Genomic DNA, 25,688 nt, shown 5'->3' with positions numbered 1-25,688 from the left:
ACGACATGGGCGCGCCGAAGGAACGACATGCGGCATCGAAGGTCGTGCGTGTCGGCAGCACACTCGATACGGCCATCAAGTGGATCACCGAAGTGCCCGCTGCGTTGCTGCTGGTGGCCGAAGTGGTGCTGCTCCTCACCAACGTTTTCTGCCGCTACGTGTTGCAGGATCCGTTGATCTGGGGTGACGAACTTGCGTCGATCCTGTTCATCTGGCTGTCGATGCTGGGCGCAGTGGTGGCGTTGCGCCGCGGCGAACATATGCGACTGACGATGTTTGTCGACAGAATGTCCCCGCAAAATCGTGCGTTTGCGGAGACGGTCGGAAATTTCATCGTGATGACTTTCGTGCTGCTGCTGGTTCGACCGGCAACCGACTGGGCGATGAACGAATGGATCATCAGCACGCCGGCGCTTGAGCTGCCCAATACCATTCCCGCGGCCGCGATTCCCGTGGCGGCTGCGCTGATGCTCGTGCTCGCCATTACGCGGTTGCTCGAGCGCTCGTCGCTTCGCGATTGCCTGAAGGCTTTCGCGCTCGTGGCCGGTGTTGCCATTGCGCTTTACATCGCACGGCAAGCGCTCGCGCCACTGACCGCGGTGAGTCTGGTCCTGTTTTTCGCCGTCGGCGTGATCACGATCATCTGTCTCGGTGTGCCGATCATGGTCGCATTCGGCGTGTGTACGTTTGCTTATCTCGCAACCGTCACGGGCGCACCGTTGACCATTGTCGTGAGCACGATGAATCAGGGAATGTCCAGCCTGATCCTGCTCGCCGTCCCGCTGTTCATCCTGCTGGGCGCACTAATGGAAGCGATGGGACTTGCCGAAGCGATGATCCGTTTCCTCGCTTCGCTGATCGGACACAAGCGTGGCGGCCTCGCCTACGTGCTAATCGGCGCTATGTACCTCGTATCCGGCATCTCCGGCTCGAAGGTGGCGGATATGGCCGCGCTCGCGCCCGGCCTGTTCCCGGAAATGAAAAAGCGCGGCGCAAACGAAGGCGACCTGGTCGCCATGCTCAGTTCGGCGGCTGCCATGTCGGAAACCATTCCGCCCAGCCTCGTGCTGATAACGATCGGTTCGGTGACGGGAGTTTCGATCGCGGCGCTGTTCACAGGCGGCTTCATGCCCGCCGTGGTCGGCGCGGTAGCGCTCGCGGCAGTGGTCTGGTTCAAGAGCCGCAGGGAAAGCCTGCAAGGCGTGCAACGGGCCTCCTGGGGCGAGGTCGGCCGCGCATTCCTGATCTCGCTGCCTGCGCTCGCGCTGCCCTTCGTGATTCGGGCGGCCGTGGTGGAAGGCATCGCGACGGCGACGGAGGTGGCGACAATCGGCGTGGCTTACACCTGTGTGGTGGGTTTGCTACTCTATCGCCGCTTCGACTGGAGCCGGCTCTATCCTATTCTGGTGGAAGCGGCGTCGCTGTCCGGCGCGATTCTGATCATCATCGGGTGTGCGACCGCGATGGGATGGGCGCTCACGCAGTCAGGCTTCTCCGCGCAACTCGCCTCTATGATGATGGCTGCGCCGGGGGGCAAGCTCGGCTTCCTGGCGATCTCCGCGATTACGTTCGTGATGCTCGGCAGCTTTCTTGAAGGGATCCCGGCCATCGTATTATTCGGGCCGCTACTGTTCCCGATCGCGCGCGCGATGGGCATCTCGGACGTGCACTATGCAATGGTCGTGGTGTTCGCGATGGGACTGGGCCTGTTCGCGCCCCCGCTCGGCCTTGGCTTTTATGCGGCGTGCGCGGTCAGCAAGGTCGACCCGTCCGCCGCGATGCGCCGCGTTTGGCCGTATCTGGGGGCATTGGCGGCAGCCCTCGTCGTGATAGTGCTGGTTCCATGGGTATCAGTAGGTTTTCTGTACGTAAAATAGGTAGCAAAAATGGCACAGATAAGGCAATCGTCATGAAAAGCGCGCTCAATGGTGCACAGAACAGCAAGGTGAACGCCCGCGCACCGGAGGTGATTACGTCGAAACTCGACGACATCCGCGATCAGGTGCGCGCCATGATCCAGCGGGGGGAGTTGCGCCCCGGTGAACGCGTGAACGAGCAGGCGCTCGCCAACCAGATCGGCGTCGGCCGTAATTCGGCGCGTGAGGCGCTACGCTCGCTCGAACAGGCGGGGCTCGTTCGCATTGTGCCGAACCGGGGCGCGGAAGTGCGGCGGCTGTCGCTAGAAGAGGCAATGGACCTCTACGAAATCCGCGCCGGACTCGCACGCACGGCGGGACGCCTCGCCGCGCTGCGCCTGACGACCGACGAGGAGCATCTGCTCGGGCTCCTCCTTGACCAGATGGACGCGGCCGTGGCCGAGCGCGATAGCCGTCAGTATCAGACCCTGAACACCGAGTTCCACCGTCAGTTAATGGCGGCGACCAAAAATCCGCGGCTGATCACGATCAATCAGGCCGTCGAAGACGAGCTGACGCTCTACATTCACAAGGGCGTGTATTCATTCACGCAGATGCAGCGCTCCTCGAAAGAACACCGCGAACTTTTCGAGGCGCTGCTCGCGGGTCAAGCCGACGCGGCTGCGGAGGCTTTCGAGAACCACGTGCAGACGGGAAAGAAGCGCATGCTCGACACTGTGTCCACGAGCTCGTCCGAACGTTAATGAAGTGGAGCAGCTTGTTGAAAACCATTGTCTTTCTGGACCGCGCGACGCTGTCGGCCGATCTACCGGATTTTCCGTTTCCGCATCGCTGGATCGAATATCCGTCTACGACGCCGGAACTTGTTGTGGAGCGTTGCCGCGATGCGCATATCGTCGTGACCAACAAGGTTCCACTGTCGGGCGATGTGCTCGAGCAGTTGCCGCATCTGGAACTGATCGGCGTGCCGGCCGCGGGCGTCAATCATCTGGATATCGAAACATGTCGCAAACGGGGCATCGGCATCGTCGCGTGTCCGGGTTATTCGACGATTTCCGTGCCCGAGCACGCGTTCGCGTTGATGCTCGCGCTCCGCCGCAACCTGATGCCTTACTGGCACGATGTTTATGCTGGCGGATGGAGCGGATCACCCACCTTCTACGCCGAACTGCATCCGATCCAGGATCTGCACGGATCGACGCTCGGTATCGTCGGTGCGGGTCACGTTGGAAAGCGTCTTGCCGAACTGGCCGGCGCGTTCGGCATGCGGGTACTGTTCGCGGAGCGCAAGCGCGCGAGGTGCGTGCGCGACGGCTATGTCGCTTTCGACGAGGTGCTGCGTGAGGCCGATACGATCAGCCTGCATTGCCCGCTTACCGACGAAACGCGGCATCTGTTCGGGCTCGCCGAATTCGAGCGAATGAAGCGCAGCGCGTCACTCGTGAACGCCGCACGCGGCGGTATTGTCGACGAGGGGGCGCTGATTGAGGCGCTCGACCGCAAGCTGATCGCGAATGCCGCGCTCGACGTCCTCGAGCAGGAACCGCCCGCGGCCGATCATCCGCTGCTGTCCCGCGCGCGCACCGATCTGATCGTGACGCCGCATGTTGCATGGCGGACACAGGTGGCCATGACGCGGCTCGTCACGCAACTCGCACGAGGCATCGAAGATGCATTACGCGGAGCGTCAGCTGCCCGAGTAAATCGGGCCCTGTCCACCCGGTGTGAATTGCTGGAATGCCTCGCTGTGCAACGGAGCCGGCGCCGCTTGTGGCCGCGGCGCTGAAGCCGTTGCCGGCTCGCGCAGCGTAAGCGCGCTGTCCGCGGTGATCGGCACGCTGGGCTTGGCGAGGAGTTCGGTCTTTCGCATCGATCCCACCGATGTTCCGAAGTAGTAGCCGATGATGCTGATCCACGCCGTACCCAAAGCCCCGACGACGACGTTGACGAGATCCTTGTTCGTGCCTGGCAGCGGCTGAAAGGCCATCAGCAGCAGAATGCCGAAGAAGCCGGCGGTGACCGCCATCGCAAGGACTTTGGGTACCCAGTCCTTGGTGCTGACACCCATTGCGCGCGCGTCGGCCCGATCGGCAGCCTGAATACGCGCCATATCGCTTTCATGCGCGAGGCTCGCCTGCGCGGCAGTAACCATCAACTGTTGGAGCTGCAACGAGTTTGCGTTCTCGGCTTGCCGGACCTTCTCGAGTGCGCTGGGATCGTTCAACGCGAGTTCCACGACGCCGGGGTCGCTCGGCGTGCCGAGCGCATGCGCAATGATCGCGGCGGCGGCGGTCACGCCCACACCGATTGGACCACCCACGAGGCCCGCGAGAAGCGGTGCGCTGCTGCCGATGTTCGACGCTACTTTAGACCAGTCCATCATGCTGCTCCCAGGAGAAGATTAGCGGCCATTCTTTCGGTCCATCCACGGCTGAAATTGGGCCATGCATGCAGGTTGCGCAGGTAACGCAAGCGGTAAGCGGCGAAGCGCATGACGAACTTCAGCGGGTCCGCGCTTTTGACTGCATCGAGTGTGTCCGGGCCGAACTTGCCGTCTTCTTTCGCGCCGGCAGCTTTTTGCATCCACAACACCACCAGGCCGCCGTTGTAATTGGCGTCGAAGATCTGGAAGGCAACGCGCGGGTCGAGCTCGTCGAGATGCAGCGGGTCCCAGTACTTCTGTTTGGCAATCTGTCTGGCGGTATCGAGCGGCAGGTCTTTCATGGCGCCCGCATAGCCCGCGCTGCGTGCCACGCGCGCCGTGACTCCCCACATCGTTTCACCGCCAGGGTCATGCGGATTGAAGGAGTAACCGCCCTCACTACCAATCAGGGCCCTGAACGCATCGTCGAAACTGTCCATCGAACATCTCCCATTCAACCAGGTGTATTACTGCAACGGGTAGGTACTGCGGGACTAAGCCATCTTCATGGCCGGGTATTCGTTACGCGGTTTGCAACGCAAGCGAGGCGGGCGGAATCGCAACAGGCCTGACTCCGTCATTGGGCTTCGACGGGTCTGGGCGATCGCCTCCCTGCGCCGCTCTGGCGAGCCGCGCCAGATGACTTTCGCGCACCGACAAAGTCCCGGCGTCGAGTTGCAACGCTTGAGCGTATTTGCGCGACGCGCCGGACAGATCGCCCTTGCGATCCAGTGCCCGGCCCCATTCCGCGTAGGAGGGCGCCAGATCTGGGCGAAGTGCGACGGCGCGCGAGAGTTTTTCGATGGCTTCGTCGTAGCGGCCTACAGTGACGAGTGCTTCGCCCCAATCGTGCAGGTTGTCGACAGAGTCTGACTTCATTCGGTCTGCCTGCCTGAACGCATCGAGGGCTTCGGAATAGCGATTCGCGTGCAACAGCACGTCGCCAAGAAGACGCAAGTTTTCCGCCGTCTTCGATTTCTCGCTCGCGCCGGCTCGCAAGGCTTCAAGTGCGTCATCGATGCGATGCTGCTGTTCGAGTGCAATGCCAAGGCTTGCGTGCAGCACCGCTGAATGCTGGTACAAGGTCAACGCCTCACGTGTCTGCTGCTCTGCCTCTTTGGACAGCCCCTGATCGGCAAGCAGCCACGCTTTGCCGGCGAGCGCCCATTCGCCCTGCTCGGAGGCGGGCAGGGCGAGCACTTCGTCGTAGATCGCGACGATCTCGCCGTAGTCGCATTGCGCGAGCGAACACCTGGTTTTCTGCACTTGCGAGTAGAGATGACTAGCGAGAATATTCGGCTCCGCAAGACGCATGGCTTTGACTGCGATGTCGTGTACGAACCTCTCCAGATCGCGTCCTTCGAACGACACGGTGCTTTCGCGGGAATTAAACGGACCGCCTTCAATCTGCACATGCGCCACGTAAAAATCCGCGCTGCCGTCGACCTTTGTGATGCCGACATGAACGACCACGTCCGTGCGCTTGATGACGCCTTTGATGAAGCGCACGGTGGTTGCATACGACATCTCCTGACCGGGTATCTGAATGTCCGGTTGAGCGTCGTTGTCTGTCATCGTGTCGTGCGGAATCGACTCGGCGTCCTGACCGATGGCTCGCATCGAAGACATGATGCGTTCCGCGAGAAAGTGCGATGTATAGCCGCGTTCCACCAGCGACTGCGGCGTTTCGACGGGCGGCACCAGCAATTGCCGCGTGAGTACGCCGCGCACCACAAGGCAGAAAAAACCGATGGTGAGCACCGCGAAAACCCACGGCAAAACATACGGCCACAATTGTTTCGGGCCTCGTCCGATGAAGCCGGCGGCCCGCAATCCGAACGGCACCAATCCCACCGGGAAGTCGCGCCTTGCCGTATGGCGCTTTGAACGGCCGCCCACGCGAAAAGGCCGGCTCCGCCAGTTCACTGGTCGACGTTGGCTCTGCACACTCGACATGACGCACCTCGATTCAACGGATGTTGGTAAGTGCACGACTGGGTGGTGTTTATTACGCATCGACCGTGCCATTGCGCCCAGTACCTTATGTAGCGGGCGTGCAGAGGACCGCGCTGCATGCGGGCGCGGAATTGTGTTGCGTGGTGGCCAACGAATGTCGCGCGTGAGTTTGCTGACGGGAGACAGGTAGTGGGAGGAGGCGGGAATGAGGCTGGCAGACTTGCACGCCAGCATTCAGTCCGGTCGTGAGACCGCAGGTCGTCACGCCAGTCGAGCGACGTCGCTACTGCTGCGGTGATGCTTCCACAAGGCTTTTGAGTCGCAGGACTGCCGTATCCGATTCAGACTGAATCCGCGCGCGCAGCACGGACCAGTTCAATATCGCAAACCATAACGACGGCGCGCGATAAGTGAAGTCACGTTCAAAACGGGTTCCGCTCACGGTCGACGTCAGCGAATAAGTGACTGTGCCGGCCGATCTGCCGTCGATCTTGCCTGTTATCACCCATTTGCTCGGCCGAACACGTGCAGCGACTGTCCACACAACGCGGCCGCGCCTCCCCGCCACCCTGAACTCCTCCGTCACCTGCTCGCCCACATCGAGGGAATGGTCCACCGATCCGCTGACCGCGAGCGATGACGGATGCCAGAGGGGCCAGTGAGCCGGCGTCGTGACATAGTCGAACACTACCGAGGGCGGGCGCTGTATCGACGCAACGGTAACGATGCGCGTATCGAACTCGATCCGCCGCGGCAATGGGAAAAAGAGCACCGCAATCGCGACAAGCACCGCCAATATTGCGGTAACGAACCGTGTACGCGTTTTCATAGCGCCTCGTGCCGTTCGCTGTAACAGGCGAAGCTATTTTACGGCGGAGTAGTAGGCACGACGATTGGCACGTCCCGATGCCCGCCCCAAGGGAAATCCCTGCCCTATTGTTCCCATTGAGTGGGAATATCATTTTTGAAATTCGAGAATCGTCTGGCATTCTGCGTTCTTGATAGGTCGTGGGCCGCGTAATCGTGAACGTTGAACAGGGTGTGACAGGGGCTGAACGCGTGTTGCTGGTGCTGGCCGCGCTCGCCAGTCACGGCAAGGCGATGTCGGTCAAGGATCTGCTGGCCGTAACCGGGCTTGCGCAGAGCACGCTGTACCGTCAGATCGCGCTGCTCAAGCGCTGGGGTTTCGTCGCCGAAAACGCCGGGTACTACGCGCCCGGTCCGATCAGCTTGCAACTCGCGCTTGGCTTCGATGTGAATTCACTGCTCGTCGAAGCGAGCCGCAGTGAGATGCAGCAGCTCGCGCGCGCGTCGCAGGAAAGCATTGGGCTGGTGGTCGCGGTCAGGCATCAGGTGATGTGTCTTGAGATGGTCGACAGCCAGCATTCGTTGCGCTGCTCGTTCGAGAAAGGCCGTGCCGTGCCTCTCAAAGCGGGTGCCTCGGCGAAATGCCTGTTGGCATTCATGGGCAGCAGGGCGCGCGCCGAAGTGCTCGACATCGTGTTCGACAACGACCCCGTCGGCCGCGCCGCGATCGAAGTAGAACTTCAACAGATTCGAGCCCAGGGTTACGCCGTCAGCGACAGCGAAGTCGACCCGGGCGTGTGGGGCGTCAGCGCCCCGATCTTTCATCACAGTGGACGCGGCACCGGTAGCGGCGCGTCGATCACGTTGATGGCGCCATCGACGCGCGCCATCGGACGAGAAACCCAATTCATCGACGGGACGCTACGTACGGCCCGCGCCATTTCCGAGCATATGCAAACCGACTAACGGGACGAAGCGTTTTCAATTTCGCCCTTCAATTCGGGTCTCGACTTAACCGCACGACTTGATAAAACCACAAGGAGCCTACTCCATGAAGCTGCAACGACTGTTGTCCCTCGCATGCATCTCGTTCGCCGTGACGTTTGGCGGATTTTCCGGCGCGGCGTCAGCACAAACGCCGGATGTACTGAACGTTGCCACCGACGCCACTTTCCCGCCAATGGAGTACACCGAGAACGGCGCGCGCACCGGCTTCGACGTCGACCTCATGAATGCCCTCGCGAAAGCAATGGGAAAACGCGTGCAATGGACCGACATTGACTTCAAAGGGCTGATTCCAGGTCTGATCGCGCATCGTTTCGACGCTGCGATCTCCGGCATCTACATTACCGACGAGCGAGCGAAAGTGGTCGACTTCACCGATTCGTACTACGCGGGGGGTCTGGCCGTGCTGGTCAAAAGCGATTCACCGGTCAAGACGGTAACCGATCTGAACGGCAAGAAAGTCTCAGTGCAGGTGGGCACGAAGTCGGTGAATTTCCTGCGCGATAACTTCCCGCAAATCAATCGCGTCGAGGTCGAGAAGAACCAGGAAATGTTCGACCTGGTAGGCATCGGCCGTGCCGACGCCGCTGTGACGGGTAAGCCAGCCGCGTATCAAGTTGCGAAAACGCGCGCCGGCTTCCGCGTACTCGACAAAACGCTGACAACTGAAGCCTACGGCATCGCCGTGCGCAAAGACGAGCCGCAGTTGAAGGCAGACCTCAACACCGCGCTCGCCAGGATCAAGGCTGACGGCACGTATGCGGCGATCGTCAAGAAGTGGTTCGGCGCGAGTGCTCAATAAACGGCCGGACAAACCAAATGGAACTTGACTTCTCGCCGGTGATTGCCGGTTGGCCGGACATCATGCACGGCGCGATAGTGACGGTCGAAGTGACCGCCGCGTCGCTCGCGCTCAGTTGCGTGCTTGGTCTGTTGATCGGCATCGGCCGGCTCACGCCGCAGCGGCGCATCGTGTACGGGTTCTGCACCGCGTACCTGACGTTTTTCCGCGGCACGCCGTTGCTTGTGCAACTCTTCCTGCTGTTTTTCGGCCTCCCGCAATTCGGCATTCTGCTGCCGGCGTTTTTGTGCGGCATGCTGGGGCTCGGTCTGTATTCGGCGGCCTACGTATCCGAGATCGTGCGCGGCGCGATTCAGTCAGTCGATCGCGGGCAGATGGAAGCGGCGCGTTCGATCGGCATGTCGTCCGGGCAGGCGATGCGCGCGATCATTCTGCCGCAGGCGATCGTGCGCATGATCCCGCCGCTCGGCAACGAATTCATTGCGTTGATCAAGAACTCGGCGCTGGTGTCGTTGCTGACAATCGACGATCTGATGCATGAAGGCCAGAAGATCATCAGCGTGTCCTATCGTTCGCTAGAGGTGTATCTCGCCATCGCGCTGGTGTATCTGGTGTTGACACAGGCGACTAATTACGCGCTGCATCGCGTCGAACGCCGCTTGCGTGCTGGAGGAATGGTGCAATGAATACCGTGGCCAAAGTCAATGAGCCTATCGTCAGCATTCGCGGGCTGACCAAATCGTTCGGCTCGCATACCGTGCTCAACGGCATCGATTTCGATATCCATCCGCAGCAGGTCGTGGTGGTGATCGGGCCGAGCGGCTCGGGCAAGAGTACATTTCTACGCTGCTGTAACGGACTCGAACAGGCAGAACGCGGCACGATCGACATTTGTGGGCATCGGCTAGTCGACCAGGGTGCGATGCTCAAGGAGCGTTCGCTGAATGCGCTGCGCACCGAGGTCGGCATGGTGTTTCAGTCGTTCAATCTGTTTCCGCACCTGTCGGTGCTGCATAACATTACCGTGGGTCCGCGCATGTTGCGTGGCGCCAGCAAGGCGCAGGCCGAAGCGGCTGCGATCGCGTTGCTGGAGAAAGTCGGGCTCGCGCACAAGGCGGATGTGATGCCGGCGAGTCTGTCGGGCGGTCAGAAACAACGGGTTGCGATTGCTCGCGCGCTAGCGATGCAGCCACGGGTCATGCTGTTCGACGAGCCGACGTCTGCCCTCGATCCCGAACTGGTCGGCGAAGTGCTGCAAGTGATGAAACTGCTCGCGAGCGAAGGCATGACGATGGTGGTCGTCACGCACGAAATGGGCTTCGCGAAGGAAGTGGCCGACGTGGTGGTCGTGATGGACGGCGGTGTGATCGTCGAAGCAGGACCGCCCGCGGAAATTTTCTCTGCGCCATCGCAGCCGCGCACACGCGCATTCCTGCAGGCGGTGTTGTCACGCGCATGAGAGTCCCATTTGATGGCAAGGTGTGGGCAGGCCGTTCCGACGACGGCGAGCCCGGCGACACGCGGCGTGTTTTCAATCAGGTGACGCCGTTCGGTAGCGCGCAGCAGGTGCAGCGCGATGTGCCGGTGATCGTGGGCTTCAGTTCTGATGAAGGAGTGCGCCGCAATCAAGGCAGGATCGGCGCAGCGCATGCGCCCAAGGAATTGCGCCGTGTGCTGGCAGGCTTGCCGGCCAAAGCGGCGATCGCCGCGCTTGCCGACGCAGGCGATGTGGTGTGCGATGACGGCGACCTCGAAGCCGCGCAGGCGGAACTGGCCCACGTCGTCAGCGAGGTGCTGGCGGGCGGCGGACGCCCGTTGGTGTTCGGCGGCGGTCATGAGGTCGCGTGGGGCACGTATAGCGGTTTACGACTGCATCAGCAGCGTGAAGCCGGGAATAATGCCACGCCACTCATATCGCGCAAGCTGCTGATCATCAACTTCGACGCTCACTTCGATCTGCGTCAGAAGCGTCCTGCGAATTCCGGAACGCCGTTCGATCAGATCGCGCTTGACTGTGAGGAACGAGGGGTGTCGTTCAACTATGTGTGCTTCGGCATCAGCGATCTCGGCAATACAGCGTCGCTATTCGCGCATGCGGAGCGACTCGGCGTGCGCTACGTGTTAGACGTCGATATGCAGGAAACGCAACTGCCGCAGCGTCTAAACGAGCTTCAGAAGTTGCTGGACGCGGCGGATGACGTATATCTGACAATCGATCTCGACGTGTTGCCGGCCGCCACGGCGCCGGGGGTGTCGGCACCGGCTGCGCTGGGCGTACCGCTATCGGTGGTTGAAGCGATGGTGCTGCGCGTGCGGGCTTCGGGCAAGCTCCGCGCGTCGGATATCGCAGAGTACAACCCGACGCTCGATCAGGACAGACGCACCGCGAGAGCGGCCGCGCGACTCGCGTACCGGTTGCTTTGAATCATGCATCGCGCTTGACGTCCATGAGGCAGGCGCGCTCGCAACTAGGCAAACACTTTGTCGTTTCCTGGGCACTAACGGCTTATCCATTTGACGCCGCGGCAGTAAACTGTGAGTCATGGCTTCTGCAGGAGGACATCATGCGTCTCGTCGACTGGAACATTCAGTGGGGACGCGGTGTAGACGGCCGCGTCGACCTCGCCCGCATTGTGCGCGAGGCAAAGGCGCTGTGCGATTTCGACATCCTGTGCCTTCAGGAAGTCACGCGCGGCTTTCATGAGGGACAGGCGCAGGGCGGATTGGCAGGCGGCCCCTCTGCTGATCAGTTCGCCGAACTCGCCGCGTTGCTGCCGGGCGCGACGGTGGTCGATGCGATCGGTTCCGATCTTCAGCCTATCGGGGCAGCACGACAGCGGCGTCAGTTCGGCAATGCAATCGTGAGCCGACTGCCTGTCAGGCAGGTGCTGCGTCGTTCGCTCCCGTGGCCGGCCGACCCCGCCAAGCCGTCGATGCTGCGTGTCGCTCTCGAAGCCGTTATCGAAACCGATATTGGCCCGCTGCGCGCCATCAGCACTCATCTTGAGTTCTACTCCGAAGCACAGCGGCTGGCGCAAGTGACGAGGCTGCACGAATTGCATCAGGAAGCGTGCGACCATGCGCGCCGTCCCGCGCAAGCGGAAAAACTGGACAGTCCGTTCGCCGACACTGCACGTCCTATGTCTGCCATCGTGTGCGGCGATTTTAACAGCGCGTTCGAAGGTTCTGCTTATTGCAGGATGCTGGATCCGATTTCTGGCGCGCCCGCCTTCGTCGACGCATGGGCCTGCGCGCACCCCGGTGCCCCGCGGGCTGCCACAGTCGGTCTGTATGATCACGAGCAATGGTCCGACGGGCCGTTCGCATGCGATTTTGTTTTCGTCACCGAAGATCTGAAGCCGCGCATCGTGGATTGTGACGTGGACCAGAATAGCCGTTCGTCCGATCATCAACCGCTGTGGCTCGAATTGCGCTGATCCGCGAAGACGGACCAAGGCAACAAGTGCCGAACCCCGCGGCACCCTTCGAGTAGCCGCCCTACGACTCGAGCGAACCGCTAAAAACTGACCGACTGCAGCTAGCGGCGCACAGCGAATCTCGGCCGGTCACGATTCCTCAGTGGTTGTCGTCATCGTCACGACCGTCGCGGTCAAGACCGTAGCGACGGTTGTCGCGGCAATCCCAGCGATGATGGCCCGGTAGCCCGGCAATCTTGCGAATCCGGAGACCATCGGCGACATACAGGGCACCGTCACGCGCGAACGCGAGGCCCCGTGGCTGCATGAGCATAGCCTGAATGGCGAGACCTCCGTCACCCGAGTAGCCCGCCGTACCCGTGCCGGCGATAGTCTCAATGGTTCCCGTCTCCCGGTCTACCTGCCGCACGCGGTAATTGGCGCTATCGCTGATGGTTAGGTTTCCTGCGCAATCGGCCGCAATATGCGAGGGATAGTTAAGTAGCGCCTGTGTGGCAGGCTGTCCATCACCGTTGTAGCCCGCCTGAAAAGCTACTCCTGTCGTCCCCGGATAGACCCCCGCGACTGTCGTAAATGTTTGACGCTGTCTGTCGAGTTCGCGAACGGTGTCAAGACCAGCGTCGGCAAAGAACATGTCGTTGCGCCGGTTGAACGCCGTCGTGATGTAGTAGAGGAAGCCGGCTTCCGCCGCGGGGCCGCTGGCCGGACCCGCTCCATTTATGCCACCGCCCACCACTGTCGCGATGATGCCGGTGCGTCGATCGACGCGCCGAATGCGCTGGTTGCCAGAATCGCTGATGACGAGGTTTCCGTCGCGATCGAAGGCGATGTCCGTCGCGTTGATCAACGCAGCACTTGCCGGTCCTCCGTCTCCGGAGAACCCACGTTGGCTTCCTCCGGCAACCGTGTGAATCGTCAGCGTGTGATGATCGACGCGCAAGATGCGGCTGGTCGACCCATAATCGGCGATATATACATCGTCGTCTGGTCCGACCGCTACACCTTGTGGATAGTCGAGGTTTGTCGCTGTTGCTTTCAACCCATCGCCGTTATAGGCCGTTTGACCGGTGCCCGCGAAGGTGGTGATGATCCCGGTGGCGTGGTCGATACGCCGGACCACATGGTTCACCGGTTCGGCAACAAACAGGTTGCCGTGGTGGTCGACAGACAGACCCTCTGGAGCAATGAGTGCTGATGTAGCCTGCCCCCCGTCGCCAGCGTACCCTTGCACCCCAGTGCCAGCGATCGTGACTATTGTTTGAGATTGCGCCCATGCTGCATAAGGTACGGCAAGCAGCATGATCCAGGCAGACTGAATAAGCCTTGCACGAATGGAATATTTCATCGCTGACCTCCCTAAGGTGAACAGCTGAAACGATTCTCACCGAAGCATTTGCTTCATGGCGAGGTCCATGCGCTTGCCGCCAGGCGTTCGCCATCTATTGACCAGCTGCCCATGCCGAGCCACAGGCGTCCGTTTTGACTGCCGGCGGCGCATTGCGCCCGCGCGGGCCGAGGTAGTTTGGAGATGTCGGTCCCACATTCCGCGCGAGACGCGGAATGGCTGACGACGACTGCAGAGCTGACCTGACACGCGTTGGTCGTAGTGTCTGAAGAATAGACACCGGCGTCGCCGATGCATGCCTATACCTATGCTTTTTGCGCCTTCTCGGTGCGAAGCATTATTCAGTTCTGGTTGAAAAACAATCAAGCCCTAGACCAATTATCACAAGGCCCTGCTGAATAGAGAATGCATCCGGTTCGCAGCGCTCCGTGGCCACCGAGCAACTCAAAACCGATTCTCACCACACCTACACATCCGGAGAACACTCATGTCCCGCGCTTTCCCGTTCGTTTCGCAAGTCGGTGCCGCTTTCGCTGCTTCGGCCGTCATGCTGTTTGCCGCCGCATTGCCTGCGACCGCAGCCGCGACGTCCGCTCCTGACGACCACCTCGTAAAGCCGCAAACGTTGATTGTCGATCACACGCTTCCGAAGAAGCAGCTCGATGCGCAGATTCGCGCCGCTCGGACTTACGATACCTTCTGGACCACCGGCGACGAAGCGCAGGCCCGCGCCGCGCTGGCGGAGAACTTCACGGATCGCACGTTGCCGCCCGGCCGGCCCCAAGGCATCGCCGGGCCGCTCGCAGCATCCAGTGCATTCCATGCGGCCGTGCCCGACGTTAAGGCGTCGGTCGAGCAGATGATCGTGGCCGGCGATCGCGTCGTGACGCATCTGCATTTCACCGGTCACTTCACCGGCACCTTCAACGGCACTCAGGGCACAGGCCAAACAGTCGATTTCATCGCGACAGACATTTACCGCATTCGCGACGGCAAGATCACGGACAACTGGCATCTCGAAGACAATCTGACCTTCCTGCAGCAACTCGGCGTCGTCGCGAAGTAGTCACCGGTACGCAACGAGGTTGAGCAAGCCCGAAGCAACCCCGCGAGGCGTTCACCGAACGTCAAGGTTGGCGACCCACTTGCTGTTCCGCGCGGGTTCGCTGCGCCTGCGCGTCCATCAGCAGGCGATACGACGCGTAGTACTTGTAGATGTTTCGCACGTACGTGGTTGTCTCAATTCCAATCTTCTCTGCCACCACGATCTCGACGTTGTTGAACCAGACGTCCGGGTTGAGGCCGCGGGCTGCGGCCTCCTTGCGCATCTTCGCGATGCTTCCGGGTCCGGCGTTATAGCTCGCGAAGGCGAACAGCGGGCGGTCCACCTCGGAGAAGTGCGCGTCCTGGAAGTAACGCGTCATGAGTCGATCGAGATACTTGGCGCCGGCATGGATATTCGACTCCGCTATCCGGATGTCGCCGACATTAAGTTCCTTACCCGTGGCCGGCATTAATTGCATGATGCCGACGGCTCCCACGCGGCTCTTGGCCTGCTGATCGAGCTGCGACTCCTGATAACCCTGGGCCGCGAGCATGAGCGGATCGAAGCCGTATTGCTGGCCGTACTTCGCGAATAAGGCCACCGTCTGATTGAAGCGATTGAGTTCGGCACTCTCAGCATTGTTATGGATCTGCTTGATGCCTTGCATATACTGTTTGAGGCGAACCTCAGCGACGCTTTGCTTCGTGATGAAATTGTCGTAAAAATCGCTGATCACAGCTTTGAGCTTGGGACTCTGTTTGCGGATAGCCCAACCCACATAGCCTCCCTCACGCACTGACATGTTGTCGTGCACCTTCACATTCGGCAGCATCTGCGCCCACATCCGCGCCTTCCAGTCGTCCACCACCAGGATCTGAAGCAGACCGACGTTCAGCATCTCCATCGCATCCTCGTCCTCGAGCGCATCCGGCAACAGCACAAGCCGCATCGGCGGCTTACCGGCTTTCTGGAAGCGGCCGTTAAGTGCACTCAGACTTTCGTAGTAGCTACTGGAGCGGCGCACGTGAACCGTCTTTCCGCTTAGATCGTCGAGCTTCGACAATTCCGGCGATTTCGGCCCTGTCAGTACCAGCTCACGCGTTGGCTTGAGGGCGCGCGCCGTGACGAAGTCGGCCTGTTTCAGACGCTCGTCGGTGACGGTCAGGTTGCCAACGGCGATATCGCCCATGCCGCTGTTGAGGCCGGGTAGCAGCCGATCGCGTGTCGTCGGAATCATGAACACGGTGATCGGGCGCTTGTCGAGTCTATCGGCGTAGGTCTTGTTGACGTACCGTTCGAAATCGCGCACGAAATCTGCGCTCAATCCTCGTTCACGTCCCCGGTCATTGAAATACAGCGTACGACTAAAAGGTACGAGCACGCGGATCACGCGGCGTTCGAGCATTGCGTCGAAATCGCCGCGCCACGGCTTGTTTGTCAGATCGATCCGGCGCGGCGGGCTCGCAGGCACCGGTTTGGAAGGCACGGACGGCGACGACGCAGCCGAAGCCTTGGTTGCCGGTCCAGCTGCGGCGCAAACCGTACTCCACGCGCACAGCGCAAAGAGGCCTGCCACCGTCCAGAAACGAGCAGAACGCATGATGTACACCGTTGCGGTTCCGGGCCGCCGCGTCAGCGCTAGCCCATGTTGACCGTCGTCCTGCGGGGCGGTCGATTCGAGCGGGAAGCTCTTTAAGCACTGCACTCCGGCTCATTTACAGCATAGTTGCCTGCGAAAACGGTTCAAGGTTTATCGCGGCTTTGAAAGCGGTGAATACGGCAGTAGTTTCAAGCTGATGGCAATATCGGTTTCTGCCGGCTGGCTTCGCGCTGTTCTTTATCGCTCATGATTGGCTTTCACCAGTTCTGCGTCGGCGTCGCCAGCTTCAAGACCATCGACACGAGAGATTCCGTGATCGGAAGGGACGCCATACTTCGCGCGCTGCGGTGTCCCCACCCTCACGCATAGCGCCATTCAAAACCCTTTTCGACGCGCCGCACAGTCCCCGCCGATGTCTCGGCAAAATGCGCGGCAAACACCGTCGCGCCCGTGTCCGCTGCATGTGCGAGCAGACGCTCGCGTGAAGCGCGGGCCTGCTCCTGATCGAGACAGAACATTGAATTCCATTCGGGCCGATGCACTTGCACCGCGCTGTGCATCACGTCGCCGGAAAAGAGCGCTGTCTCGCCACGTGAACGAAGCTCGATGGCCATGTGACCGATGCTATGGCCGAAAGTCGGCAGGAAGCGGATGCCGTCGAGAATCTCCGCACCTGCATCCGGCACGGCACGCGCCTGACCGGCCTCGATGACCGGGAGCACACTGTCCTCGTACACCATCCGCCGCGATGCGCCTTCCGGGGTAGCGAAGAAGTCGCGTTCGCGCTCGCCGAACACGTAGGTCGCGTTCGGAAACACGGGCGTCCAGCGACCGTCCTGCCAATGCGTATTCCAGCCGACGTGATCGACGTGCAGATGTGTGAGCAGCACGTAGTCGATATCCTCGCGCCAGAAGCCGGCCGATTCGAAGCGTTCGAGCACGGGATTATCGAGCTTGTCGAAGAGCGCGCTGAACGGCCGGGACTTGCCATTGCCGATGCCCGTATCGACGACCATCGTCACACCGCCGACTTCCACGACCCACAGATGCGTTTTCAACGGCACTCGCGCGTTAGTGAGATCCAGACTTTCAGTGGCGAAGCGTTCCTCGAGCTCGCGACCATCTTCATCGCTCCACGCCGGGAATAACAGGTTCGGCGCGAGCGCGAAGCCGGTTTCATCGACCCGCGTGATGGTCGCGGCGCCGACGTGATGGACTTGTGAGGCGGGTTTCATGGCAATCCGTTCTCTTCGGTTCGAATGCAGGTTTTAGTATGTGTGTCAGTGCGCGTTTCACTCAGCCGTCGCAGCGCGAACGCGCCGGGTCGCCACTGCATAGAGTAACGCGCTGACGAGCGCCGACACGCCACCGACCAGCGCCAGCGCGCTTCCAAGGCTCGTTCCCGTGTGTCCCAGCCGTTCGTTCAGATAGCCAACCGACAGCGGCCCCACGCCGCCGCTGATCGCATTGGTCATGAAGACGAGCAGCGCCAGGGAACGGCCGCGCATGCGGTTCGGCACGGCGATTTGCAATGGCACGGGTGCGAGACCGATTGCGATGCTGGCGGTAAAAGCGCTGACGCCATAGAGCACGATGGCAAGGCTGCTGCTCGCGACTAGCGGCATCGCGATCGCGGCGGGCACCAGCAAGGCAACGGCGCACGCGGAGAAGCCGAGCACTTTGCGCAAGGTGGTGTCGTCGGTGACGCGCGTTGCGAGCATTCCCGCGCATGCCACCCCTAGAATACCGCCGACCATGTACGCAGGCGCCGCCATCTGTCCAACGGCTTTCGGTGCGAGGTGGAAATGGCGCATCAGCAAGGTCGGGAACCATGCGGCATGCGAGTAGAACAGCGTGATCAGCGCGACGTAGGCCGCAAAGTAAGGCAAGCAGAAGCGATTACGCACGAACAGCTCGGCGAGCACGTCGCGCAGCGACGGCATCTCGTTCTGCGCATGCGCTCCACGCATGCTGGTTTCGAGCCGCGCCGGTTCGCGAACCGTGAACGCGACGAGCGCGGCCAGCAGAATGCCGGGCAATCCCACGGCAACAAACACCGCTTGCCACGGCGCAAAGCCGTGTGCGCTGAGCCACGCGCTGCCGTCGCCCGCAGCTGCCGCCGACAACAACATACCGCCGCCGAACAGCGCAGCGCCGCCGCCTACATACGGCCCGAGCATGAACACGCTACTCGCGCGTGCGACGCGGCGCGGCGCAAAGATGTCGCTGAAGATCGACAGCGCCGCGGGACTCAAGGCGGCCTCGGCAACCGCCGTTCCGGCGCGGGCGAGCAGCAGTTCCGTGAAGTTGGTCGCGAAGCCGCACGCCATTGTCGAAATCGCCCAGATCGCGATGCACGCGGCGATCAGTTTCACGCGGTTGCCGCGATCGACGAGCCTCGCGACGAACACGCCTGCCGTTGCGTAGCACATCGTGAATGAAAATCCTTGCAGCAGGCCGATCTGCGTATCGGTGAGCGCGAGTGACTGCTTGATCGGCTGTACGAGGATGCTGACGACCTGGCGGTCCAGATACGAAAATGCGAAACAGACGAAGAACAGCAGCACGACATACACGGGATGGCGCACGCTATCGAAAGACCCGGTATGTGCAACGACATCGGCGGGCTGGGTTGAAACAGGGTGAACATTCATGCGCGGTCTCCGGCGTTGATGGACTTGGCTCAATCTGCGTTGACTCGTGCAGCGAGTAGCGCGATGCAGTCGCCGGGTTCCACCCGTGCAAAGGTCCGCATGCAAATGACCATGCCGTCGCTGCGGAACGCGATATCGGCCGGCGCCTGCCACGGGCGGTGCGGATCGTACAGGCGTCCTGCCAGCTGACCCTCGCGCACCTGATCGCCGAGTCTGAACGCGGGTTCGAATACACCCGCAAGCGGCGCATACACGTAAGCACGCGCGCCTTCTACGCGCAGAAAGCGCGTTTTGCCGGCCGGTGTCGGCTGCGTGTCGGACACCACGCCGAGCCGAACCAACACGCGCTGCAAGCCGCTTTCGACAATCGCCAGATTCACGGCGTCGCAGCCTGCATGTCCGCCGAACTCGCCGCACAGAAAAAGCTTGCCGTGCCGTTCGGCTGCGGCCGCGAACGTGCGGTCTTCGCCGAGCAGGTCCATGATCATCGTGTTCGGCGCGCCGAACTCGCGCACGAGGTCCATATACAACGCGTGCCGCTCGCCGTCGGCAGGCGGCGACGCGAGCAGCGTGGGTGCATGCTCGAACGACGCGCCGCCGGCATGCAGGTCGATCACGACATCGGCGCGTGGCAGGAGTTCGCTTTCGACGTAGTGCGCGATCATTTCCGTCGGCTGGCCATTTCGGGCGCCGGGAAAGAGGCGGTTCAGGTTGCCGCGGTCGATCGGCGACGTGCGCGTGCCGTTGACGAAGGCCGGAAAGTTCAGACCCGGTATCACGATCAGGCGACCGCGTATGGTCATCGACGGCATGCGCTGCATCAGCTTCATCAGCGCGACGGGTCCTTCGTATTCGTCGCCGTGATTGCCACCCGTCAGGAGAACGGTCGGGCCCGTACCAGCACCAGCGTTGAGCACGGCAAGCGGGATCGGCACGTGGCCGTATGCGGAGCGGTCGTGCGAATACGGCAGACGCAGTGTGCCGGTCTGGAAGCCGGAGCGTTCGAAGTCGATATCGGTAGCGATGAGCGAAGCAGAAGTGGACATGGCGCGAACAGTAAAGAGCTTGGGGTGCCTTTACTATCGGCGACGAAAAAACGTCCGGCCAATGCCGTTTTCTGCTCCTGGCGATGCCTTGCAGGCATCGCTTGCCGGTCGCTATGTCAGCAGGTCCAGAAAACGCTTCAGCGTGGGATTCGCTGCGTGCGCCGCCTCATGTGCGACGAAGCAGAATTCAAGCGGCAAGGAAATCTCCAGGTCCAGCAAATCGACGAAACGCACTCGTGCGGGCGGCCTGTCGCGATTCGCGGCATTGACGATGGCCGCGCCCATCCCTGCCGAAACCAGTGAAAGTATCGCGGTTTCCGTCGACGCCTCCTGTCTGATATCGAGCGTGAGCCCTCGTTCGGCGCAGGCGGACAGCAGACGATCGTAGTAAGCGGGATAGACGCGGCGCGGGAACGCGATGAACGGCCTGCCGGAGAGTTCATGTGCGCTGATCGCGCCTGCGCTGCCGTGCGGCCACGCTTGCGGCACGGCAAGCACCACGCCTTGATCGAGCACATGCAGGCTCGCGATGCCTTCCGGCAACGCGCCGAAGCGATAGCAGAAGCCGCCGTCGAGCCGTCCCGCGGCGAGCGCGTCGAGTTGCTCGGGCGTGTTCATCGGCGTGAGTTCGAGGGCGACGTTCGGTGCCGCCTGTTCGAAAGCGCTCAACGCGCTCGATACGGGGCCGCTCCACACGGCGTTTTCAACGAAACCGATGCGCAGGTGACCTTGCACGCCGGCTGCGATGCGCCGCGCCAGCCGGTTGGCGGCATCGACACGCGCAAGGATCTCGCGTGCTTCCGAGAGATACGCATCGCCGGCGGGCGTCAGCTTCAGCCCGCGCGGCGTGCGCTCGAACAGCGCGGCGCCGATGGCGTCTTCGAGATCCTGTATCTGGCGGGAAATTGCAGGTTGCGTGACGTGCAGCTGCTCGGACGCCGCCCGTACGCTGCGCAATTCCGCAACAGCAATGAAATAGCGAAGATGCCGAAGTTCCATGCTCATTCCAGCAGTTCAGATTGTCAGCAATGATCGCAGAATTGCGCCGCGACCACGCAGCTCGGCCAGGCAGAGTCGACACAGCGCCGATTGATAACCAATGAACATCAATCATTAAAAAGATTGCACTTATCCTTTTGCCGGGCAAGGGCCAATATTCGCGAATCCACAAAGAGCGGAACCACAGCATCTTTCGGGATTTCAGGAGACAACGATGCACCCCTCGCCCTCTACCCTTTCGTCGGGCCGTTCAAAGGCCGCGGCGGTTTTCCGCGTAACGGCCGGAAACTTTCTCGAGCAGTTCGACTTCTTCCTGTTTGGCTTCTATGCCACCCAGATCGCCAAGGTCTTCTTCCCGGCTGACAGCGAATTCGCCTCATTAATGATGACGTTCGCGGTCTTCGGCGCCGGTTTCCTGATGCGACCGCTGGGCGCAATCGTGCTGGGCGCGTACATCGACGACGTCGGTCGCCGCAAAGGTCTTATCGTCACGCTCTCCATCATGGCGAGCGGCACCATCCTGATCGCGTTCGTGCCGGGCTACGCAACGCTTGGCCTGCTGGCGCCGGCGCTCGTCTTGATCGGGAGGCTGCTGCAAGGTTTCTCGGCGGGCGCGGAACTGGGCGGCGTCTCGGTGTATCTCGCCGAAATGGCCACGCCGGGCCGCAAGGGCTTCTTCACGAGCTGGCAGTCCGCGAGCCAGCAGGTCGCGATTGTCGTGGCCGCAGCCCTCGGCTTCGCGCTCAACCAGTCGATGAGCGCCGCTACCATTGCGTCCTGGGGATGGCGCGTTCCGTTCTTCGTCGGCTGCATGATCGTGCCGTTCATCTTCATGCTGCGTCGTAACCTGCAGGAAACCGAGGAGTTCAAGGCACGCCAGCATCGTCCGAGCATGAAGGAAGTGTTCCGCACGCTGGTCCAGAACTGGACCGTAGTGATTGCAGGCATGATGCTGGTGGCGATGACCACCGCGAGCTTCTATCTGATCACCGTCTACGCACCGACTTTCGGCAAGACCGTTCTGCACCTGAGCACCGCCGACAGTCTGCTCGTCACGCTGTGTGTCGCCGTGTCGAATTTCGTGTGGCTGCCGATCGGCGGCGCTCTGTCCGACAAGCTCGGCCGCCGGCCGCTCCTCGTCGCAATGACGGTGCTCGCCATCGCGACTGCCTACCCGGCGCTGTCGCTCCTCGCCCACGCGCCGAGCTTCCTCAACATGCTGCTCGCGCTTCTTTGGCTCTCGTTCATGTACGGCATCTATAACGGCGCGATGGTCGTCGCACTGACCGAAGTGATGCCGGCACAAGTACGCGTCGCAGGCTTCTCGCTCGCCTATAGCCTCGCGACGGCGGTGTTCGGCGGTTTCACGCCGGCGATCTCCACGGCGCTCATCCACATGACGGGCGACAAGGCCGCACCAGGCTACTGGATGAGCTTTGCCGCTGCATGCGCGCTGATGGCAACGTTCGCACTGTATCGCCGCCGCGCAACGACGCTGACTCCGGCTCACTGATCCGCTTCCGCGCTCCGCATCCAGAAACACCCATATTCCGACAACACTACGATCATGAGAAACCTGATTCGAAAACTGTGCGCCGCAGCACTGGTTGCAACCTCGGCCGCCGCGGCGAACGTGCACGCCGCCGATCTGCACGTCATGAGTTCTGGCGGCTTCACTGCGGCGTACAAAGTGCTCGGCCCGAAATTCTCGGCGGAGACGGGCAACGCGCTCGACACCGCGCTCGGTCCGTCGATGGGCAAATCGCCCGAAGCGATTCCCAACCGGCTGGAGCGTGGCGAGCCGGCGGACGCCGTCATCATGGTCGGATACGCGCTCGACGATCTGATCCAGAAAGGCAAGGTCGTCCCCGGATCGCGGGTCGAACTGGCCGATTCGCGTATCGGCATGGTCGTTCGCGAAGGTGCGGCGAAGCCCGATATCAGTTCCGTAGACGGGCTCCGGCAGACGCTGCTGCATGCGAAGTCGATCGCCTATTCGGACAGCGCCAGCGGTGTTTATATCGAGCGGGAATTGTTCAAGAAGCTTGGCATCGAGGATCAGGTCAAAGCGAAGGCGAAGATGATTCCGCGCATTCCAGTGGCCTCGGTCGTGGCGAACGGCGACTACGAAATCGGCTTCCAGCAGGTGAGCGAGTTGCTGCCTGTCAAGGGCGCGACCTTCGTCGGCAAGATTCCCGAATCGCTGCAGTCAGTCACGCGTTTCGCGGCCGGCATTCCGGTCAGTGCACAGCATCCGAAAGAAGCAAAAGCTCTGCTCGACTATCTCGCTTCGCCCGGCGTCCAGCCAGAAGTGAAGTCGACCGGACTCGATACCGTTTCCGCTCATTGACGCAAACCCGAAGGAAGGCTTGCCTGCTGCGGCCTTCCTGTCACATTCCCGGGGTACGTCTCGCCGAGTCCTCCGCACCGTCCGCGTCGCCTGCAGATGCCGCTGCCGCCCCCAGCATCTGAGCGAGACGCGCACGGTCGCACGCCCCTTCCCACATGGAAACGAAGATCACAGCGCAAGCGTTGCTGATCACGCTCGTCAGCGCGCGCGCCTCGGACATGAAGCGGTCGATGCCCACCAGCAGCGCCACACCCGCTACCGGCAGATCCGGGATCACCGTCAGCGTCGCGACGAGCGCGACGAGTCCGCTACCCGACACGCCGGCAGCCCCCTTTGACGTGAGCAGCATGACCGCGAGCATCATCGCGACTTGAGATGCGGAAAGCGGCACGTCGCACGCCTGCGCGATGAACATCGAAGCGAGCGTCAGATAGATCGCGGTGCCGTCGAGATTGAACGAATATCCGGCGGGCAGCACGAGCCCCACGACCCCTTTGTCGCAACCGAGCGCCTCGAGCTTGACGATCAGGCGCGGCAGTACCGGCTCCGTGGAAGATGTCGCGAGAACAATGAGCAACTCCTCCCGCATGTAGCGCAAGAGCCGCCAAAGCGCGAAACCATGCAGCCGCGCGAGCGGAGCTAGCACCAGCGCAATGAACAGCACGCATGCCACGTAGAAGCACACCATCAACATGCCGAGGGAGCCGACCGAGCGGATGCCGAAGCGGCCCACCGTGAACGCCATCGCACCGAATGCGCCGAGCGGGGCAAGCCGCATGATCATCGCGAGGATCCGGAACAGGACGTGCGCGACGCCGTCGATTAGTGCGAGCACCGGCCGGCCCGCCTTCGGGCAGGAGTTCAGCGAGAAGCCGAAGAGTAGCGAGAGCAGCAGTACGGGCAGTACGTCACCCTTCTCGAAGGCGCCGAGCATCGTCTCGGGGATGACACTCAGCGTGAACGCGACCAGGCCGCCCGGCTGTGCGTGCTTCACATATTGCGCGAGGATGCTCGTGTCCAGACCGTGCGCGTCGATGTGCATACCCGCGCCGGGTCGCAGAACGATCGCGGTGACGAGCCCGAAAGCTAGCGCCACGACGGTGAGCAAGTAGAAGAGCGCCAGCGCCTTGAAGATCGTGCGCCCGATCGCCTTGCCGCTCGCAAGCGACGTGATCCCTGAGACGATCGTACAGAAGACGATTGGCGCAATCATCATCCTTACGAGGCCGACGAATGCATCGCTGAAAGGCTTGAGCAGCGCGCCCGCTTGCGGCAGGAAATGACCGACTGCGACGCCGAGCACCATGCCCAGCAGGACCTGCACATAAAGCGAACGAAGCGGTCTTGCCGACCTCACGATGCGGTCTTCCGGACTGGCCGTTCTTTCGCAGACGTGTTGACGTCAGAACCATCGCTGCCTTCGGCGCCGCCCTGCCTCATCTCGACAATCGTTCTGTGAAACTCCTGCGCGGCCGGAGTAAGCGGACGCCCCCGGCGCCTCACGATTCCCACGCGCCGCTTCACTACCGGTTCAACGAGCGGCACACTCGTGAGGATCGGATGATCGCGGCCGGGCATGGCCATCGACGGCACGGCGGCGACACCGAGCCCCGCTTCGACGAGGCCGAGCATGGTTGTGACGTGACGGGTCTCGCAGACGCTCGGCGCGCGCGGCGCCACTGCCGAGAGTGCCTGATCGAGCAGCAGACGGTTTCCGGAAGTCTTGTCCACTGACACGTACTCATGCTCGTAAAGCTCGTTCCAGGTGACGCGCTTCTTGCGTGCGAGCGGATGATCGCGACGGCAAGCGGCAACGAAGCGCTCCTGCAGCAGCACCTTGAACTCGACCTCGGACTCCTGGCTACCCATGAAACTCACGCCAAAATCAGCCTCACCGCTGATCACAGCGCCAAGCACCTCATTCGCGCTCGAATCCAGCAGTTTCACCCTGATGCGCGGAAAGCGGCGATGGTAGCTTGCGACGACGTTGGGCAGAAAGTAATACGCCACCGACGGCACGCAGGCAATGGTCACATGACCCAGCCGGCTTGAAGAGACATCGCGGATGCCGAGCAACGCGACGTCGAGATCGTCGAGCAGTTGTTCGGCGCTCGGGGCGAACACGCGCCCGACGGTCGTGAGCGTGACGCTGCGCGTGGTGCGCTCGAAGAGACGCACGCCGAGCGCTTCCTCGAGTTTCTCAATGCGACGGCTCAAGGCCGGTTGGGAGATGCTGACAGCCTCGGCGGCCTTGCGAAAGCTCCCCAGTTCCACCACCGCGCGAAACGCCTGCAAGTCGTTCAAATCGAAATTGACGCCCACGAGTCACTCTCCACATCCTAG

The 25,688-nt window shown here is 61.7% G+C and carries 24 protein-coding genes; 12 read left to right on the top strand and 12 right to left on the bottom strand.

The features are described 5' to 3' along the window. The first annotated feature begins 5 nt into the window (after positions 1-5). From SB753_RS16975 to SB753_RS16965, 3 genes are read left to right on the top strand one after another with little or no spacing between them, the layout of a single operon-like run. Entirely contained in the window at positions 6-1,877 is a 1,872-nt protein-coding gene (locus SB753_RS16975) for a TRAP transporter large permease subunit (RefSeq protein ID WP_410801058.1), read from the top strand. A gap of 32 nt (positions 1,878-1,909) precedes the next feature. Beyond that, complete coding sequence (locus SB753_RS16970; RefSeq protein WP_410800890.1) at positions 1,910-2,620, top strand: GntR family transcriptional regulator; 711 nt, start codon at positions 1,910-1,912, stop codon at positions 2,618-2,620. 17 nt (positions 2,621-2,637) lie between these two features. Next, positions 2,638-3,663: a D-2-hydroxyacid dehydrogenase gene (locus tag SB753_RS16965; protein ID WP_410800888.1), complete on the top strand. Its 1,026-nt coding sequence runs from the start codon at positions 2,638-2,640 to the stop codon at positions 3,661-3,663. On the opposite strand, the gene SB753_RS16960 is transcribed toward SB753_RS16965, so the two are convergent. The 4 genes from SB753_RS16960 to SB753_RS16945 form a co-directional block, all read right to left on the bottom strand. Further along, entirely contained in the window at positions 3,565-4,257 is a 693-nt protein-coding gene (locus SB753_RS16960; protein ID WP_410801056.1) for a hypothetical protein, read from the bottom strand. The genes SB753_RS16965 and SB753_RS16960 overlap by 99 nt on opposite strands. Next, a complete protein-coding gene (locus SB753_RS16955; RefSeq protein WP_408199205.1) occupies positions 4,257-4,739 on the bottom strand; it encodes a glycoside hydrolase family 108 protein in 483 nt (160 codons plus the stop codon). The genes SB753_RS16960 and SB753_RS16955 overlap by 1 nt, the downstream gene beginning before the upstream one ends. Positions 4,740-4,821: 82 nt before the next feature. After that, positions 4,822-6,255 carry a tetratricopeptide repeat protein gene (locus tag SB753_RS16950; protein WP_410800886.1) on the bottom strand — a complete coding sequence of 478 codons (1,434 nt, stop codon included), beginning with the start codon at positions 6,253-6,255 and terminating at the stop codon, positions 4,822-4,824. 283 nt (positions 6,256-6,538) lie between these two features. Beyond that, positions 6,539-7,084 carry an SRPBCC family protein gene (locus tag SB753_RS16945; protein ID WP_410800884.1) on the bottom strand — a complete coding sequence of 182 codons (546 nt, stop codon included), beginning with the start codon at positions 7,082-7,084 and terminating at the stop codon, positions 6,539-6,541. Between the two features lie 194 nt (positions 7,085-7,278). Here SB753_RS16945 and SB753_RS16940 point away from each other — a divergent pair, with 194 nt between their 5' ends. The 6 genes from SB753_RS16940 to SB753_RS16915 all read left to right on the top strand — a co-directional run bounded on the left by SB753_RS16940 (position 7,279) and on the right by SB753_RS16915 (position 12,306). Next, entirely contained in the window at positions 7,279-8,028 is a 750-nt protein-coding gene (locus SB753_RS16940; protein WP_087753976.1) for an IclR family transcriptional regulator, read from the top strand. An 85-nt stretch (positions 8,029-8,113) separates the two neighbouring features. Further along, on the top strand, positions 8,114-8,869 hold the full coding sequence (locus SB753_RS16935) for a transporter substrate-binding domain-containing protein (RefSeq protein ID WP_087753759.1): 756 nt from the start codon (positions 8,114-8,116) through the stop codon (positions 8,867-8,869). 17 nt (positions 8,870-8,886) lie between these two features. Then, positions 8,887-9,555: an amino acid ABC transporter permease gene (locus SB753_RS16930; RefSeq protein WP_020068394.1), complete on the top strand. Its 669-nt coding sequence runs from the start codon at positions 8,887-8,889 to the stop codon at positions 9,553-9,555. After that, positions 9,552-10,328: an amino acid ABC transporter ATP-binding protein gene (locus SB753_RS16925; protein WP_020068393.1), complete on the top strand. Its 777-nt coding sequence runs from the start codon at positions 9,552-9,554 to the stop codon at positions 10,326-10,328. Before SB753_RS16930 ends, SB753_RS16925 begins: the two co-directional genes overlap by 4 nt. Then, positions 10,325-11,293 carry a formimidoylglutamase gene (hutG, locus tag SB753_RS16920; RefSeq protein ID WP_410800882.1) on the top strand — a complete coding sequence of 323 codons (969 nt, stop codon included), beginning with the start codon at positions 10,325-10,327 and terminating at the stop codon, positions 11,291-11,293. The genes SB753_RS16925 and hutG overlap by 4 nt, the downstream gene beginning before the upstream one ends. A 140-nt stretch (positions 11,294-11,433) precedes the next feature. Beyond that, on the top strand, positions 11,434-12,306 hold the full coding sequence (locus SB753_RS16915) for an endonuclease/exonuclease/phosphatase family protein (protein ID WP_410800880.1): 873 nt from the start codon (positions 11,434-11,436) through the stop codon (positions 12,304-12,306). A 139-nt stretch (positions 12,307-12,445) separates the two neighbouring features. On the opposite strand, the gene SB753_RS16910 is transcribed toward SB753_RS16915, so the two are convergent. After that, positions 12,446-13,651 carry a sugar ABC transporter ATP-binding protein gene (locus SB753_RS16910; RefSeq protein WP_410800878.1) on the bottom strand — a complete coding sequence of 402 codons (1,206 nt, stop codon included), beginning with the start codon at positions 13,649-13,651 and terminating at the stop codon, positions 12,446-12,448. 487 nt (positions 13,652-14,138) lie between these two features. Here SB753_RS16910 and SB753_RS16905 point away from each other — a divergent pair, with 487 nt between their 5' ends. Next, positions 14,139-14,717 (top strand): ester cyclase, encoded by a 579-nt coding sequence (locus SB753_RS16905; RefSeq protein ID WP_410800876.1) that lies wholly within the window; start codon positions 14,139-14,141, stop codon positions 14,715-14,717. Positions 14,718-14,778: 61 nt separating this feature from the next. Here SB753_RS16905 and SB753_RS16900 read toward each other — a convergent pair whose 3' ends face one another. The 5 genes from SB753_RS16900 to SB753_RS16880 form a co-directional block, all read right to left on the bottom strand. Beyond that, positions 14,779-16,296, bottom strand: coding sequence for a transglycosylase SLT domain-containing protein (locus SB753_RS16900; RefSeq protein WP_410800874.1), 1,518 nt, complete (start codon positions 16,294-16,296; stop codon positions 14,779-14,781). Positions 16,297-16,655: 359 nt separating this feature from the next. Next, positions 16,656-17,531, bottom strand: a complete 876-nt coding sequence (locus tag SB753_RS16895; protein WP_410800872.1) for an MBL fold metallo-hydrolase — start codon at positions 17,529-17,531, stop codon at positions 16,656-16,658. A gap of 57 nt (positions 17,532-17,588) precedes the next feature. Then, positions 17,589-18,950, bottom strand: coding sequence for an MFS transporter (locus SB753_RS16890; protein WP_410800870.1), 1,362 nt, complete (start codon positions 18,948-18,950; stop codon positions 17,589-17,591). A gap of 29 nt (positions 18,951-18,979) precedes the next feature. Then, entirely contained in the window at positions 18,980-19,996 is a 1,017-nt protein-coding gene (locus SB753_RS16885; RefSeq protein ID WP_410800868.1) for a succinylglutamate desuccinylase/aspartoacylase family protein, read from the bottom strand. Positions 19,997-20,107: 111 nt separating this feature from the next. After that, positions 20,108-20,995, bottom strand: coding sequence for a LysR family transcriptional regulator (locus SB753_RS16880; RefSeq protein ID WP_410800866.1), 888 nt, complete (start codon positions 20,993-20,995; stop codon positions 20,108-20,110). A gap of 214 nt (positions 20,996-21,209) precedes the next feature. On the opposite strand from SB753_RS16880, the gene SB753_RS16875 reads away from it, so the two are divergent. Next, positions 21,210-22,508, top strand: a complete 1,299-nt coding sequence (locus tag SB753_RS16875) for an MFS transporter (RefSeq protein WP_020068383.1) — start codon at positions 21,210-21,212, stop codon at positions 22,506-22,508. Positions 22,509-22,562: 54 nt separating this feature from the next. Continuing rightward, the gene (locus SB753_RS16870; protein ID WP_087753769.1) at positions 22,563-23,345 is read left to right on the top strand and encodes a substrate-binding domain-containing protein; all 783 of its coding nucleotides are present in this window, start codon (positions 22,563-22,565) and stop codon (positions 23,343-23,345) included. Positions 23,346-23,385: 40 nt separating this feature from the next. Here SB753_RS16870 and dctA read toward each other — a convergent pair whose 3' ends face one another. Together dctA and SB753_RS16860 are read right to left on the bottom strand one after the other, a co-directional pair. After that, entirely contained in the window at positions 23,386-24,702 is a 1,317-nt protein-coding gene (gene dctA / locus SB753_RS16865) for a C4-dicarboxylate transporter DctA (protein ID WP_410800864.1), read from the bottom strand. Beyond that, positions 24,699-25,667, bottom strand: coding sequence for a LysR family transcriptional regulator (locus SB753_RS16860; RefSeq protein ID WP_392394497.1), 969 nt, complete (start codon positions 25,665-25,667; stop codon positions 24,699-24,701). The genes dctA and SB753_RS16860 overlap by 4 nt, the downstream gene beginning before the upstream one ends. Between the last annotated feature and the right edge of the window lie 21 nt (positions 25,668-25,688).

It is taken from the genome of Paraburkholderia sp. SIMBA_053 (assembly GCF_046534895.1).
Lineage (GTDB): Bacteria > Pseudomonadota > Gammaproteobacteria > Burkholderiales > Burkholderiaceae > Paraburkholderia > Paraburkholderia caledonica.
The sequence above is the reverse complement of the archived record's forward strand: the minus strand, read 5'-3'. Positions and strand labels throughout refer to the sequence as shown.